At 42.8% G+C, this 15,498-nt stretch carries 11 protein-coding genes; 8 read left to right on the top strand and 3 right to left on the bottom strand.

Annotation, left to right across the window (positions count from 1 at the left end; genetic code table 11):
* Positions 1–1,000 precede the first annotated feature (1,000 nt).
* The 8 genes from DSL64_RS13755 to DSL64_RS13715 all read left to right on the top strand — a co-directional run bounded on the left by DSL64_RS13755 (position 1,001) and on the right by DSL64_RS13715 (position 8,896).
* Positions 1,001–2,167 (top strand): hypothetical protein, encoded by a 1,167-nt coding sequence (locus tag DSL64_RS13755; RefSeq protein WP_115831476.1) that lies wholly within the window; start codon positions 1,001–1,003, stop codon positions 2,165–2,167.
* 21 nt (positions 2,168–2,188) lie between these two features.
* Positions 2,189–3,211, top strand: coding sequence for a T9SS type A sorting domain-containing protein (locus DSL64_RS13750; RefSeq protein WP_115831475.1), 1,023 nt, complete (start codon positions 2,189–2,191; stop codon positions 3,209–3,211).
* 219 nt (positions 3,212–3,430) lie between these two features.
* Positions 3,431–4,057, top strand: coding sequence for a hypothetical protein (locus DSL64_RS13745; RefSeq protein WP_147300366.1), 627 nt, complete (start codon positions 3,431–3,433; stop codon positions 4,055–4,057).
* A 49-nt stretch (positions 4,058–4,106) separates the two neighbouring features.
* On the top strand, positions 4,107–4,799 hold the full coding sequence (locus DSL64_RS13740) for a complement C1q domain-containing protein (RefSeq protein WP_147300365.1): 693 nt from the start codon (positions 4,107–4,109) through the stop codon (positions 4,797–4,799).
* 213 nt (positions 4,800–5,012) lie between these two features.
* On the top strand, positions 5,013–6,221 hold the full coding sequence (locus tag DSL64_RS13735; protein ID WP_115831472.1) for a tail fiber domain-containing protein: 1,209 nt from the start codon (positions 5,013–5,015) through the stop codon (positions 6,219–6,221).
* A 632-nt stretch (positions 6,222–6,853) separates the two neighbouring features.
* A complete protein-coding gene (locus DSL64_RS13725; RefSeq protein ID WP_115831470.1) occupies positions 6,854–7,495 on the top strand; it encodes a helix-turn-helix transcriptional regulator in 642 nt (213 codons plus the stop codon).
* A 50-nt stretch (positions 7,496–7,545) separates the two neighbouring features.
* Positions 7,546–7,917, top strand: coding sequence for a hypothetical protein (locus tag DSL64_RS13720; protein ID WP_115831469.1), 372 nt, complete (start codon positions 7,546–7,548; stop codon positions 7,915–7,917).
* 547 nt (positions 7,918–8,464) lie between these two features.
* Positions 8,465–8,896 carry a hypothetical protein gene (locus DSL64_RS13715; RefSeq protein ID WP_147300364.1) on the top strand — a complete coding sequence of 144 codons (432 nt, stop codon included), beginning with the start codon at positions 8,465–8,467 and terminating at the stop codon, positions 8,894–8,896.
* A gap of 320 nt (positions 8,897–9,216) precedes the next feature.
* Here DSL64_RS13715 and DSL64_RS13710 read toward each other — a convergent pair whose 3' ends face one another.
* From DSL64_RS13710 to DSL64_RS13700, 3 genes are all read right to left on the bottom strand, one after another.
* Positions 9,217–10,713 (bottom strand): RagB/SusD family nutrient uptake outer membrane protein, encoded by a 1,497-nt coding sequence (locus DSL64_RS13710; protein WP_115831493.1) that lies wholly within the window; start codon positions 10,711–10,713, stop codon positions 9,217–9,219.
* 19 nt (positions 10,714–10,732) lie between these two features.
* Complete coding sequence (locus DSL64_RS13705; RefSeq protein WP_115831467.1) at positions 10,733–13,927, bottom strand: SusC/RagA family TonB-linked outer membrane protein; 3,195 nt, start codon at positions 13,925–13,927, stop codon at positions 10,733–10,735.
* 650 nt (positions 13,928–14,577) lie between these two features.
* Positions 14,578–15,495 carry a helix-turn-helix domain-containing protein gene (locus DSL64_RS13700; RefSeq protein ID WP_115831492.1) on the bottom strand — a complete coding sequence of 306 codons (918 nt, stop codon included), beginning with the start codon at positions 15,493–15,495 and terminating at the stop codon, positions 14,578–14,580.
* Between the last annotated feature and the right edge of the window lie 3 nt (positions 15,496–15,498).

Here is a 15,498-nt window from a genome sequence, read left to right as displayed (position 1 = left end):
CATTGCATTCTTTTCTCGCTTTTCCAGTAGAACGAGATCAGCAATGCTTTCCTTAATAATGTCAGCATATTTCATACGTAAATATACGACTTTTTATTTTGAAATTAGTAATATATTTTGATTCTTATCACTTTGGGAGAGGCGAATCACTTCGGCTGGCAGAAATAGTTTGTAAGTTACATCTGCATTGCAGATCATCTAATAAAAATACATATTTAGTTTCTTTAAAAGAAAGAGAAAGCTATATCAAAATTAGCTTGTATCAATAAAACACCGCTTGATGCTGATTCTTAAAAAAAGTATCAGGAGGTAATGTCATAGAGAAGAAACTGATATTTTAGCATCCCGTCTTTATAGCCACTGGTAGACATGGCATTATTTGCTGTTAGGTTATCTTAACACAGATCATGATCGGGACGCCCAAACCGGAGGATATCATTTGTATAATAGTTTGACTGAGTATTGAGAAGATCATTGCCCTATTTTCAGAATTAGGATGACTCCAAATCCTTTCCATATCTAAGGAGTAGAGTAATCGGAATTGGATAAATATACACTTTTGTTTAATTGGATATCTGCATAATCCGAGGGTGCGGTTCGATGCGGAATTTGAACACGATGAAAATAGTTATCGGTCACATCGTAATGTTTCTAGTTTCGGCAAGTCAGATGCTTACTATTTGTAGTTGGGAGGTAAATATATTTGTCCTCATAAATACACAAAATCACTATAGCACTATGAAACACATCTCCTTTTCTACTCCTTTTAGTCATGTTTATTCGTGGCTGAGTCTCCCTTAAAGTCGCAATATCGGGAATATCTAGTTTTCCCGCAGGCGCTTCTTGGTGATGGTTCACATTCGTAACACACATCTCTTTTCGTTTACCATTTGAAAGTCAAGAAAGGTAATTTGTGCTCTTTAGCGCATAAACGGAGAGGCTATGTCTGATGAATACGCTTTCAATCGAAAATCAATTTTACTAAACAACACTTTTACACATGAGAACAAGAAAACTACTCAATGGATTGTGGGTGCCACGCTGGATCAGCCCTATTGTACTGGCTGCGGTGGTTGCCACACCCTATATGGCTACTGCTCAGCAAGGTAGTTGGGGGAACACTTTTGTACACAATAGTGGAAATGCGACGCTCTTTGGCGCGCATACATTCGTAGCTGGTGGTGCCGGTACACAGCCAGGCATTATCAAGACAGCACGTACAACACCGATCGGTATCGTTAGTTTTGGTCCGGCTGCCACACATTCAGGAGCAAACGATGCAGGTCATATTGATGGCTATGTGGGTAAATACGGAACAACCGCATTCACGTTTCCTATAGGCAACGGCACCAAGATGCGACCTGTAAGCATTTCTGCACCTACCTCCGGTGATTTTAAGGCTGCGTATTGGTTGGAAAATCCCAATGCAGCGACCCTTCCGGCAGGGGCGCCGTTTCCGGTAGCCAACTTGGGTACAGGGGTTACAGCGGTAAGTAATGTAGAATACTGGGATATAGACGGCCCCTCAGCGGTAGATTTAACCCTTACCTGGGACGCTGCAAGTAATGTAAATACATTAGCGGGTGGAAATTTAAGTAACCTGGCCATAGTCGGATACAATGCGACTACCAGCAAATGGGAAAGCCTTGGAGGCACAGCCACCGGAACCCTAACAGGTACTGGAAGTGTAGTGGCCACAGGAGTTACTCCCGACAATTATGTTGCTTTTACTTTTGGAAGTGTAACAGCGGAACCTACCACACCGGATTTGAGGCCTTACCTTGTGCTTCTGAATGTTGATTTTACTCTGCCAACAACAGCTCGTTCATTTACAGTACGAGTACGAAATATGAGAGTGGGCACTATTGCCACTAATCCTGTTATAGTACGTATTTATAAACCAAGTCCAACATCAACTATCGCATTGACTGGCGCGGCATTGACTAACTGGACAGTAGCAAATACCCCTACGTACTATACCCTCACAAGTAATCTGGATGTACCAGAAGGTACAACAGGAATTACAATTACTGGAAATATAACATTACCTGCAAGTGTTCCTTCGGGCACACACCCATTGCGGGTATTAATTCCGGACCTATCAGGAGGTGAATTGGCGACTGACAACGGAAACAATGAGATTATTGGAAAATTAACTAGAAATTAAGTCACAACAGTATAATAAGGTATGAAACAATATATTAAAATTTTATTTCTATCTGCAATTTTAATATTCCTTGGAGGGAAGAACTTTGCTCAGGTAGTTAGTGTGCAATGGGGAGATTATGTTCCTGGATCATTTGCCGGTTACGGTGATCACCCGGATGCAGCGGGTTCGTTTTATGGTGCGATTGGAAAAACTGGTGGAACTGTACCAGCACGAAGTGCAATTGTAGTGTTGACACTAGCGCCTGAGGCGCCATGGGATGGTTCATCTATAGTGGTTCCGAATGGATGGGAGATCGATACTGACAACACTACACCTACCAATGTCGTCTTCGTTAATACGGTAGATTGGGTATCAGATGAGCCCTTTTTTGAAATTCCTGTTAAAGCTGTAGGGCCAAGAAGTAGTACTTTACTAACAGTAGGTACTCAGGTTTTTAACGACGGTGGTGCCTGGACATTACATCCTGATGCCCCGGATAAATTTACTTCGGTTACAGTTGCAGATGTTAATCTGCCTGTGCTTCTTTCTGCCTTTAATGCCATTGCTGAAAATTCAATTGCAAAGCTCAGATGGTCTACAACTATGGAGACTAATAGCGACCGTTTCGAAATTGAGCGGAGCACGAATGGTAAAAACTGGATTAGGATCGGTTCAGTGGCGTCTCATAAAGAAAGTAATTCATTAAAGAATTATAGTTTCGATGACAAATCCCCTGAGCATGGCGATAACCTGTACCGGCTAAAAATGGTGGATTTGGATAATACCTTTGCGTACAGTAGTATTCGATCGGTTAACATCACAGGTATATCAAAAGATCTGTCCGTATATCCTAATCCGTCATCTGATTTTATACGCCTTCGTGATGCTCAGAATGTAACATCAGTATCAATCATTGATCTGAACGGTAAGACGGTGTATCAGACGGCTTCGGTAAGTAAAGGAGAGATCAGTGTGAAAAACCTGACCTCAGGAATGTACTCTGTACGCATCGAAAGAAAAGATGGTGGCGAGAGCGTTCAAAAGCTGGTTGTTGCCAGATAAAAAGGGGTTAAAGTAGCGGAGGTTTAAAAAACACATAGACCTCCGCTACCAAGCCAGACAAGTAATTCTTGTCATCCGTTCCTATCAGACCATTTCATGTAGATCTCCATCTCCTCAGACTAATACTAATGGATTGTATCGGCGGGTAACTCTGAAAAGGGTAACTACCATGCGTGAGTGCATTCGGAAAACAAAAGTCGCCACCTAATCCTTACTACTATGGTGCAATTTTTACGGAGCTCTTTTTTATACATTGCCGGGTATTGCTTTCTCATCATGCAATGCTGCCTGGGGAAAACTGTTGAGAACAGGGCAGGCATAGGTATATTTGATACCTTGTTTGTTGCGAATGGCTCCTTGGCCGTGCACGGCGACATACATCTGGTAGATGCGCACGTATTGGGCCAGGGAAGCTTGGTGATGAGAGCCGAAAGCAGTGCTAAAATAGTATCTCAACGAAGCGAAGTAAATAATTTAGTAGTTGTCATGCCAGGAAGGGTACAACTGGAAGGCGAGCTTGTCATCCGTCAATCTCTTTCGTTACAATCAGGAATACTGGATGTGTCTGCAGGAGCCTTGATTTTATCAGACAGCGCGGCTTTGCAATTAAAGCATGGAGCGAGCATTTTACAAAATTCCAGATTTGCCAGCCTGCCTGTTAAGGGAGGACACCAGGGTACTTTCGAATTTTCTGCTAAAGCCATTCTGACACCTTTAACGACTGAACACAAAAGGTATACCCCCAAAACCTACCAGCATTACCATGAAGTACACGACTTTCCGTTAATGATATACAGGGAAGCCGCTACGGCACCTCCCGAACATTCAAGAATGATTACTGTTTGACTTAAAACTCTTTATTTCTAATTCATCATTCTTAATTGTATAAATGATCATGAAATCCATATTTAAAAATACCATTATCGTAGCTGCGCTCGTATTTGGTGCGGCCAGTGTGTCCAATGCTCAGGTAAAAGTAGGATCCAATCCTGCTGCCATCGGGACAAGTAGTAATCTGGAAGTAGAAGCAACAAATGGGAACAAAACTATTGTAGACAAAGCAACAGGTAAAGTAACTATACAGGATGGTACACAGGGAGCTGGCAAGGTACTCACTTCTGATGCGAATGGTGCATCGAGCTGGCAGCCATCTATACCTGCTTCGCAGGATGCTGAGGTTATGCTTAGTGCTAAACTTACCACAACTCAGTCTTTGCCCTATTCCGGAGGTGGAATTATTACTAAGGTTAATTTTGACACGGAATTGTTTGATAAAGGGAATAATTTCGACTTAACTAACGATCAGTTAACAGCCCCTACGAGTGGGTACTACTCAGTTAATGTCGGTTTTTCAAGATCGGGAACGGCTTCGAATTCTATTTCTGCATTCATCTATGTAAATAATGTAGAGAGTGGTCAAGGAAATCTTTGGGATGGCGGAATTCCTGCTTCAGCAGGTTACACTGCAAGTGCTTCACGAATGGTTCACCTTAATGCAGGTGATGTTCTTGACGTTCGTTTTCGCCCTAATTTTGCTGCTGACGGCATATCTACTGCTTTTTTACAGATAGCCAAAGTGTCTAACTAACCTGTAGGAAATAAGCCTGAAAACTTTGCTTTTATTTAATATTGATTAAAGGCAAAGTTTTCAGAAATAAATATTCAAGCGCCTTTCTATTCATAGTTTTTACAGATTGTGATCAAAATTGCAGCTTTGTTTCCAAAGCTAACATTTTTTTCGAATCATGAAAGGGTATGGAAGAACGATTTTTAATTTTTATTCTCCAAATAAATACGAATCATGAAGTTAATTTTTAAAAGTACAATGATCATCGCAGCACTTACTTGCGGAGCGGCCAGTGTGTCTAATGCTCAGGTAAAAGTAGGTGATAACCCTGCAACCATTAACGCCAATGCGGCATTGGAAATAGAAAGTAATAGCAAAGGGCTATTGTTACCCCGTGTAGCACTTACCGCAGCTACGAATCCAGCTCCGTTAGCTGCCCACGTAGCCGGTATGCAGGTGTATAACACCCGATTGGATCCAGGAGCGGATTTGTATCCGGGGCTGTTTTTTAACGATGGGACCAAATGGGTTCGTTCGAATGTCAGCGAGAGTAGTGGCGCTATTACTGAAGGTAATGGAGCACCTACAGGCACATGTACCAATCCCGGAGAGATGTATACCGATACCGCCAGCGCCAGTGCAACGAATGGTCAGGTATGGATATGTAGCGGAGGTAGTTGGGTGAATTATATATCGACTAAATCATCAACCCCATTTTATTTGGGTTACGGTCCTGGCGATGCAGGTGGCACCAAGACAAGCCGCATCTCTAGATCAGGTAATATTCTTCTTTCATCACCGGGGTCTGTTTCGGGGTATGCCAATACTGGTACAGCAAGTAAGGATGTGCTGGTTTTGGGAAGTGGGGTGATACAATCACAAATGAGCGGACCTGTTCCTAACCTGTATTTAAGTAAAAAGACGGCAAATGTTGGGGATACGTATGTGCGGTTTTACCTCAACGGTGCTTTGGTCGGTCATATTACCAGGAGTGCAGCCGGAATAGCTTACAATTCCGCTTCAGACAGACGACTGAAAGAGAACATTGAGTCTACACGCTTTTCATTAAATGATTTGATGAAAATTGAAATCAAAGATTACAACTTTATTTCTGACTCTACAAAAACCCGCACTACAGGTGTAATCGCGCAGGAATTGTATGAAGTATATCCTGATGCAGTAACTGTGGGAGGAGAAGATGTTACGGAAAACGCCTGGCAGGTTGATTACGGAAAGCTCACTCCATTGCTGGTGAAGGCATTGCAGGACCAACAAAAACTGATAGAACAACAGGAGAAGAAGATAGCCGACCTGCAATACACGGTGGATGAGCGTTTGGCGAAACTTGAACACAAATCCCTCAAAAAGGAAAACAGGGTTTCAAAACGTTTGCAGAAGAAAAAAGTTGCAGATGCGAAGCTGTTTGCATTGCAAGCGAAATAGCTAATCTTACAGAAGCTGTATAGTGGCTTGTTAATCATGATTGAAGAACCCGGGTCTGTCTCAAATAATCTTTATGAATTTTAGACAAGCCTGGGTTAAAACTTTTAAAGCAGAAAAGAATAAGTTATACCAAATGTTAGACAGGGGGTTACTTCTGTTGGCAGTTTTAGCCACGCGTGTCCAGGTAAAAGTAAGATCCAATCTTGCTGCCATCGGGACAATCTGTACAATGTGGAATCCTCTCGGCAATTGGGAAATCACGTGGTTTGAAGAAATAGTATTGTTGTAGCAACAAACCTAACTACAGGCGCACAATTTACTATTATTTATAAAATTCTCCGAGTCTAAATAGTTGTTTATAAGAGGTAAGTTCTTATTGCTGAAGTTTTTTCTGTTATTACGTTATACGTAATATAGTATCTGGTAGCAGACGATGAGTATGCGGTTTCGTATACTCATCGTCTGCTACTATTGTCTTTATTTTAATAGAAATATTTCTATTAAAATTTATGTAAAATTCGAATATAAACCAGGACATATAACTTTAAATTTGTTTTAATTACATTCATTAATTCGATACAGATAAGTATACCTTTTTAGTGTTAATATTTCCCAATTATCCTCCATTTTTTATGAAGTCTATAGTGTTAATTGACAGTTATCCGATGGTAAGAGATGGATTTTCATTGTTGCTTAAAGAAAATCTGTCAGATGAATTTGATGTCCGTACCGCTGATTGTGTGGAACATCTCAAACTGCCCGAGCCGGGCAAAGCACCGGATGTGATCATGCTGGGTTGGAATGGGCAGGACATAATGAAGATATACCGTGAAGCAAGGATTTGTTCTGAGAGATATTCGCATGCGAAGACGGTGGTTTACGGAGATCAGTTCAACTACAAAGAGCTGGTAGATCTGGTTCAGTTGGGCGTGTCAGGCTTTGTACTCAAATCCTGTGATACCGCTCAGATTTTTACCTGTATTCGTGATATCCAGATTAAAGACCGTTTCTTTTGCAGCGAGCTATTAAGCGTTATCCTGGCCAATCTGACCCTGCCGAACAGACAGCCATTAATAAAAGCGAAACATCCTTTGTCGGCACGTGAGAGAGAGATTGCTGATTACCTGGTACAAGGTATGAAGACCTCCGACATCGCCCAGCATTTGGGACGCAAGTCGACAACGATAAGTTCTATTAAAGGGAATTTATTCAGGAAGATGAATGTGAACAACGTGATGGCTCTGAACGATGCGCTGGTTAGAATGAACCAGTAAACAGATAGGATAACGGATGAACTTACAGAACAATCTTAGGCATATGGATTATGTTAAAAACAATTGTTTTTGATTATTTCAGCGGAAACCGAAGGAAGGTTGTTTCATTGCTCGATGAAAAGAATCTGTCCTATGTAGAAACCAGTTCAATCAGTGGTTTTATAAACAGCGTTGGTTTCAATAGTAATACACCTCTGTCTCCCGTGATTTTACTGCTCGGGGACAGATCGTCTTATCAGGAGGTCATTTCACTTACCACGTTTATCAGCAGACACAAACCCGGTGTTAAATTTTTTGTTTATGCCTGTGATGAGAGTATCCGTCAGGTTGGGCTGAGTAAGGATAACTGTGATATTTTTCAGGGAGATGAGATAGAACTGATTGGCAATGTACAAAGGTTTGTCTCTTTAAATGATAATTAAGGGGTTATCAGGCAGATAAAGGCACGTATACGAAAATTGACTTCCGATTTTAAGGTTATCAGGTTCTGCTAAGGCGGGACCTGAGTATTGCTTTGGGTAATAGTGATATATTTTCCAGTGCTTCCAAAACAATGGTTTACCCAAAGAAAAACGTTTATAGTAAGGCGTGAGTGAGTTGTGGAAGCCAGATAGCGGTTCGCGTGTTAACCTGCAACCCAAAGCTTTATGACAATTGCAATTTTCGAGAAAGATTGTCTTCTGACAGGAAACGTTTTATAATCACCTGCTCTGTGTGCGAAATGGATTAATTACACTTTTATTATTTCGTTAAATAATTCACTTCCCTGTTAATAAAGTTAATTTTTCATCAAGGTGTATATAGTCATCTTAAAAATAAATAGTAGAAGTATTGCTATCTGAATAAAGGGATTTGCTGCGGGTATTTTGAACTCTATTTTATTCATAAAAATCATAACATTTAATAAATCTTGTTTAATGGAATAAATATTTAGATTTAGGTAACAGTTATATACATATGTCCGATTTTATGAAAAAATATATTTTAATATTATTAATATTCAATTTTATTGCTTCGAATAGCAAGGCACAGCCTATTGAGAAGCAAGTTGAGCTTGTTTTGGGGAAGTCTGTACATGTAGAAAGTAAGGGTCAAAGTTTTTCTATTAACACGTCTGTTACCAGATGGAAGAGCAAGGTAGTGGTAAGAATAGCATCGGCGGGTGAAATAAGGGATAGTTCTCTTGTATTACATGTGGTGCTGCCTGTCGTAAATGGTTACGATTATGATCTAGCGGATTTGATTTCACAAAATAAAGATGCATCCCTAGAAGGTAAGGCTGTGATACCTTTTCCGGCTATTCGCAGAACCGACGGTACTTATGCCTTCGCTGTTCCCTTGATCCAGACTTTGTCAAATTATCCTCAGCGCAAAGAGATTTACATCGGTTTCAAACAGTGAAAAGGTCTGGTACAGGCTTTTATTGTGATAAGAGGGGCGGAGCCAGCATGGAAGATTGCGCACTTACACAGCATCTTAGTCATCTTGACGACTATTCAGCTTATGGCCACAATTCGAGTCGTTAAACCCGGGGGCCAGCAGGTTCATATCTGCATCCTAACGAGAATGTTTGAAGATACTGGTCGAGTTGGAGCAAGACAACTCATAGGGCTGTGTTGTAACAAGTGGATGCTCTGTTAAAACGCAGTGGCAGCCGGTGATAATGAGAAAGCCCTGCCCGGAAGTTGGACAAGGCTTTTCTAAGTTTTTGAATCCGTAACCTACAAATTCGGATTATTGTTAATCTCGTTCAACGGAATAGGAAACAGGTAGTATTTGCTGTTGGGAACCAATGCCGTTCCATCAGGAAACTTGGTGATCCAATGGCCAAGAATACTCACCGTGTTACCACGGGTATCGACAAATTTCTCTGTCGTTTCCTTTCTTACCGGAGCAGTTTGCGTTCTTAGTATATCGTACAAGCGGAAACCTTCCCCCCAAAGCTCCTTGCGTCGTTCCAGCAGAATCTCGTCGATCAGTTTATTTTTATCCAGTCCCGACAAATCTGCCAGGCCACGCTGGCGTCTCAGTTCGTTCAAAGTCGTGGTAGCTCCGGTAACATCGTTTAGTCTTGCTTTACTTTCAGCTTCAATTAAAAGTTGTTCTGAGGAGCGCATCAGGACAATATGTGCATCGTAGGTCGGATATTTGTTTCTGAATTTTTTGTACCGATATCCTCTGTACAATGCCTCCGTTGGCTGTTTGGCAATCTCGAATAATGATTTACGAATATCGTTCTGCTCAAACAAAGCTATGAAATTCGGATCCGGCATGATGCTGTTGTAGCCGTAGTAAAGGTTGGTGCCGGCAGCATCGGTTGCATACGGAGTGGTTTCGATATAGGCCATGTACGAAGAACCGCCTTTGTTCTGGGTGATCGTTTGCGGATGCCCCCAGATCCATTCCTGGTTACTTACATCGTTGAATCCTTGCGTATACTGCACAGGGGTCATAATCGGATAACCCGATCTTGCTTTGGCAGCGTAGTCACGTGCCAGCTCCCACTTCTCCTGTGTAAGGTACGTGCGGGCAAATAAGCCATATACAACATTGAGGTTAGGACGATTTTTAACCGTACGCTCAAAACCGGCAAGCAGCTTTTCAGCTTCTGTCAAATCACTGATTACTTGAGCATAAATCTCTGCAACCGTGGCTCTTGGCTTGGGTACCGTACTTGGTGTTGTCGGATCTGTATAAATAGGTACCGCCTTTGCAGACGCGTCTTTGACATAGGTAAATTGATACTGTCTGACCAGATTGAGGTAATTGTGCGCGCGCAGCGCGTAAGCCTGACCTTTGAGGTGTTTCAAACTAGCCTTACTTGCATCGTCAATTTTGATATTGGCAATCAGGTTATTGGCGTGGTCGATAGATGTGTACTGTAAGGTCCAGAAAAACAGAGCGCGTCGCGTTGTATTATCGAACGGATCGCGGTAAGGATAAGAGTCTCTGAATCCATAACGGCCATCACGCGCAAAGGCATCTTCGCCCATCACATCGTGTGTAAGAAAAATGGTAGGCAGGCCCGGATTGTCCTGAGATGTGCTGTTTTCCAGTAAAAAGCGGATCGAGCCATTCAGGAATGCATCTATGTTTGCCTCTGAAGTGAAAACCTCAGGAGTTGTAATCTGTGTTGCCGGAGCGGTATCGAAGAAATCGTCGCTGCATGATGTAAAAGATGCGAGAGCGACTAGTAAATAACTGAATTTACGTATCATAGTTTGATAAGATTTGTAGTTAAAATGATACATTTAAAACTGCTGAAAATGATTTTTGTGCAGGGTATCGGTAGAAGGTAGAACCTGAAACAGTCTGCTCTGGATCCAGTCCTTTGTGTCCGTAAAAGGTCAGGATGTTATCACCCACAAGGCGAAGTTTTACATCTGACAAAGACAATCTCGAAACAAGGCTTTGTGGCAATGTGTAGGAAATCGCGATGTTTTTCAGCCTTGCATAGGTCGCATCATACAGGAACCTTGTTGAAGGAATCGTGTTCCATGCATCTGACACATACGATAAGCGGGGGAAATCTGTATTCAGGTTCTCGGGAGTCCAGCGGTTGAGCGCCTCCTCTGACCATGCGCGGCCCGGTGCGTTACCTAAGTGAGAGACCATCGGCTGATCCCCGTCAAAGATTTTACCTCCCAGACTGTAAGATAACAGGAATGAGAAATCGAAGTTTTTGTAAGAAACGTTGTTGGTGAAACCACCATAAAAGTCGGGTAGGGAACTGCCCTGAAAATAAGGTGTCGCCTCTGTCTGGTTCTCTGTAGTAGTACGTCCTGTTACGTTTTTGTTCTCATCCAGAACATCTTTATGCCAGGTTGCTTTTCCGTTCGCAGGATTCACGCCAGCCCACTCTTTGATATAAAAGTCATAAATAGATCCGCCCTCTACCAGTTTCTTTGTGTTTCCGTATTGGCCTATTGCGCCTGTAAGTATTTCTTTCTGCGGGAGTTTTGTGATCTTATTGGTATAATGTCCGAAATTCAGTGTCAGGTTCCATTTGAAATCCTTATTGCGAACCGGAACGGCCGTGATCTGTCCGTCAATACCTCTGTTGCTCAATGAACCGATGTTGGCGTTGATTCCGCTGTAACCTGTTGATGGAGAAAGAGGTTTATTGAATATCAAATCCTTTGACTGACGGTCGAAGATATCCAGCTGCGCGATAAGTCTGTTATTGAACAAAGACACGTCTACCCCGAAATTAAGATTCAGGTTAGTTTCCCATTTCAGGTCAGGTGTCGGAAGGTCAGATGGTAACAGGCCCAGTCTGTCAAGACTGTTATAGATCGAGTAGAATCCTCCGTAAGCGTAGTTATTAATGCTGCCGCCCGAAGTAAGTATGTTGTCATTTCCCTGAGCTCCGTAACTGGCCCGAAGGTTCAGATTATCCAGCGTAGATACATTTTTCAGGAATTGTTCCTGTTTGATATTCCATGCAGCTCCCACAGACCAGAAGTTCCCCCAACGTGCCTGTTTGCTGAAACGGGAAGAACCATCACGGCGGTAGCTTGTTGAGAAGTGGTAACGTCCCAGATAATCATAATCCAGTTTGGCCAAGCCACTCGCCAGCTTGTAATCGTCAGATGTACCGTTGAATACGCCACTGACTGTTCCGGCAGATGGTTCGGTTTTACCCAATACCTGAAACCCTGTACGGCTCCCTGACAGTGATGAAAGATTGTTTACATAAATTTCCGGTCCGGCCAGCAAACTTAAAGAATGGTTTGCGCCCAGATTGACAGAATAATTCAGGAAGCTGTTTACCGTATAATTCAGCAGACGGTTTGAGCTTCTTGATGCCGAACCTGCACCATCGGTGATCACTCCGGTGCTATAGTAAGAGTGCGAGTAGCTGTGAGATGTTACCGCGCGATAGTCGATATTGGCAGTTGTTTTCAGGAACAATCCTGGTAAAAACGTAAGGGTAAAGTTTGTTCCCAGCAATACAGCATCGGTCTGCTGTCCTGATATGGCATTTTCCGCTGAGCCCAGAATGTTTGAACCACTGGCAGCAGTCGTTGGCCGCCATCTTCCGTAATCCCATCTTTTATTTCCCTGCTCATCCAGGATGTAGGATCCGTCGGCATTGCGCTCGTAAACAGGATAGATATTGGATATAAGTCTTTGGAAATTGGCAAAGTTGCCCGTGTTGCTATCGCTTTGGTTAGGTGATTTTTGTAAACCGGATGATAACGAGATATTGGTACCGATATCGAGCCACTTGTTGATTTTTGACTGCAGATTAGTGCGCAGATTGTATCTTCTGAAATCGGATGTTCTGATCCAGCCCTGCTCGTTCAGATAACCAGCCGACAGGAAATACTTGGTGTTGGCACTTCCACCGTTTACACTCAGATCGTATTGCTGGCGGATCCCCGGACGTGAAATGGCTTTGCCCCAGTCGTCGTTCCACAGCGGAGTTGCACCTGCCACCACTTTGCCATCCAGACCTACCGGTTTTGGGTAGTTAGGCCCGAAGATATTGACTTTCAGAGCACCTTCTACCAGGTAGTCAGTAGCATACTGAGCGGCTACATCAGCTGTTTTACCCTGATCCAATTGAGTATTGCGAAGTGCCTCCCATTGCAGCTCATAATAATCTTTTGCCGACAAATACGAATAGTCCTTCACAGCGCGCCCGGTAACACCATAGTTTACCGAGAAATTGAAGTTGGGTTTTGAATTCAGCGACCCGGTTTTGGTTGTAATCACGATAACTCCGTTGGCTCCTCTTGAACCGTAAAGTGCACTCGCACTAGCATCCTTTAAAACCGAAATGGATTGAATGTCTCTGGGGTTCAAATTGTTAGCATCGCCTCCCGGAATACCATCAATCACATAAAGTGGTGCTGCAGAAGCATTCACCGATCCCACACCACGCACAAACAGCTCTGCGTCTGCCCCCGGCTGACCTGTTGCAGCTATGGATTGCAGCCCGGGGATCGTTCCCTGCAAAGCTTTGCCTATTGTTGTAATCTGCAGATTTTCAAGGTCTTTGGCATTGACAACTGCTACGGATCCTGTGTAACTTGATCTTTTTGAAGTGGTATAACCTACTACAACAGTTTCATCAAGCTGGTTGGTTGTTTCTGCCAATAGAACGCGCACAGGCTCCTGTCCCGATCCTGTTGATAATTCCTGGGTTTTGTATCCCAGATAACTCACAGTAAGTGTGAGCGGTAAGGCTTTGCTGGTTGTGAGACTGAATTTTCCCTCGCCGTCAGTAACGGCCCCCGTGCCGGCTGATTTAATGGTTACCGTGGCGCCAACGATGGCCTGATTAGCTTCGTCGAGCACTGTTCCCCTGATTACGTTTTGCGCGTGGCTGGTAAAAGCGACGCACAAAACCATTAGAAAAGCGTAGTTTAATTTTCGAAAGAAGCCTGGGTGACCAGGCTGTAGAGATGGTAATTTATTTTTCATAAGTCATACTTGTTTTTTCCTGCGATGGATTCATGGCACTTGGTTGAACTTGCAGCTATTGCTGTATTTGAAATGATACATGGTGGATGAATGCTCTTACTGTGAGCTGATTAAATTGTTCTCGGTGCGCTTATTATGGCAGGCAGGAAATACCTCCAATATTGAAAAAGACGCAATGAACATGGGTTATCTGGCTGTTTCTCGTATTAAATCAGAGGTGGATATTGAGTGAAGAACACTGACAAACATGAAAAAACCGCCGGTTCGGGTAACCGCGGAACAGAATAAATGCATGGTGGTAATGGAAGTAAGAATATTAAGTCTATAAATTTAATAGACAAAACAAATCATTGAAGATTACAATTGTGGCAAAAATCAAAATTGTTTTTTTATCGTACCACCAACTCCCGGCGCTGAACTGGATGATATTCTATTTTTTCTTCTGATTGATCAATTTGTGACGTGTTGCCCTTCTTAAAGTGCTATTTGCTGGGGGAAGAAAATTTCGGAATCGGCCAGAAGCAGGCTGTTGCTGTATCTCTAGCAGTTATAATTTGCTGACCGGCATGTTGGAGGATAGAATCTCATGGTTCAAAGAAGTTACAAACCGCTGATTTGTGATCATATCAAGCCATCTGTGGTTATGCTTGTTAGTTAAACGACCTTCTAAACTCCAAAGGAGACAGGTTTGTTTTTGTTTTAAACAGTTTGCTGAAAGATTGTGAATGCTCGAATCCCAATGCAAAAGCAACCTCACTTACAGAAAGATTGGTGGTCGATAGCTTTTCTTTGGCTTTGTCAATGAGCTTGCTGTGCAGGTACTGCTGGGCATTCAAACCGATCAGAGAGCGGAGCATGTCACTCAGATAGCTCGGCGAAAGATTCATCTGTTCGGCAATGTAGTTAACCGTGGGTAGTCCCTGGTTGGTCGTTACCTCTTTGTCAAAGTAATCTGCCACAACATCGTCCAGTTTTTGCATCAGTTCGTTGCTCACTGATTTGCGGGTAATAAACTGGCGTCTGTAAAAGCGTTCGGCGTAGTTGAGCAGCAGTTCGATTTGGGAGATGATAATCTGCTGGCTGAAATCATCAATCCTTCCTTTGAGTTCATTGCCAATCATTTCAAAAACAGAAATAATCGTATCTCTCTCTGATTCGGAAAGGTGCAGCGCCTCGTTGGTCGTGTAATAGAAAAAACCATACTGACGGATTTTTTTCGCCAGAGGATGATTCCACAGAAAATCCGGATGGATCAACAGCGTATGAGACGAGCATGGGATAGAGTTACTGGCATCATCCTCCAGTCCTCCGATAATCTGATTTGGTGCTGCAAACAAGAGCCCGCCTTCATCGAAATCATAGTAATCCTGTCCGTAGCGCACCTTGCCGCTGAGTTTTGGCTTGTAGGAGATTTTATAAAACGTCAGCACATGTGTATCCGGGAAAGTATTCAGTTGCACGGGATCTTCGTTCTGATTGAGCAGACTGATCAGCGGATGAAGTGGTTTGGGTAAACCAAAAGCCCTGTGTGCATCGGATATAGAGACGAATTGATGATGGTTTGACATGTT

It is taken from the genome of Dyadobacter luteus (assembly GCF_003383615.1).
GTDB lineage: Bacteria > Bacteroidota > Bacteroidia > Cytophagales > Spirosomataceae > Dyadobacter > Dyadobacter luteus.
Note: the sequence above shows the minus strand (reverse complement) of the source record. Positions and strands in the feature narration are given on the sequence as shown.

Excerpts from the sequence above, each read along its gene's own strand:
- DSL64_RS13755 (WP_115831476.1), top strand. The coding sequence starts at position 1,001 with ATGAGAACAAGAAAACTACTCAATGGATTGTGGGTGCCACGCTGGATC.
- DSL64_RS13750 (WP_115831475.1), top strand. The coding sequence starts at position 2,189 with ATGAAACAATATATTAAAATTTTATTTCTATCTGCAATTTTAATATTC.
- DSL64_RS13745 (WP_147300366.1), top strand. The coding sequence starts at position 3,431 with ATGGTGCAATTTTTACGGAGCTCTTTTTTATACATTGCCGGGTATTGC.
- DSL64_RS13740 (WP_147300365.1), top strand. The coding sequence starts at position 4,107 with ATGAAATCCATATTTAAAAATACCATTATCGTAGCTGCGCTCGTATTT.
- DSL64_RS13735 (WP_115831472.1), top strand. The coding sequence starts at position 5,013 with ATGAAGTTAATTTTTAAAAGTACAATGATCATCGCAGCACTTACTTGC.
- DSL64_RS13725 (WP_115831470.1), top strand. The coding sequence starts at position 6,854 with ATGAAGTCTATAGTGTTAATTGACAGTTATCCGATGGTAAGAGATGGA.
- DSL64_RS13720 (WP_115831469.1), top strand. The coding sequence starts at position 7,546 with ATGTTAAAAACAATTGTTTTTGATTATTTCAGCGGAAACCGAAGGAAG.
- DSL64_RS13715 (WP_147300364.1), top strand. The coding sequence starts at position 8,465 with ATGAAAAAATATATTTTAATATTATTAATATTCAATTTTATTGCTTCG.
- DSL64_RS13710 (WP_115831493.1), bottom strand. The coding sequence starts at position 10,713 with ATGATACGTAAATTCAGTTATTTACTAGTCGCTCTCGCATCTTTTACA.
- DSL64_RS13705 (WP_115831467.1), bottom strand. The coding sequence starts at position 13,927 with ATGAAAAATAAATTACCATCTCTACAGCCTGGTCACCCAGGCTTCTTT.
- DSL64_RS13700 (WP_115831492.1), bottom strand. The coding sequence starts at position 15,495 with ATGTCAAACCATCATCAATTCGTCTCTATATCCGATGCACACAGGGCT.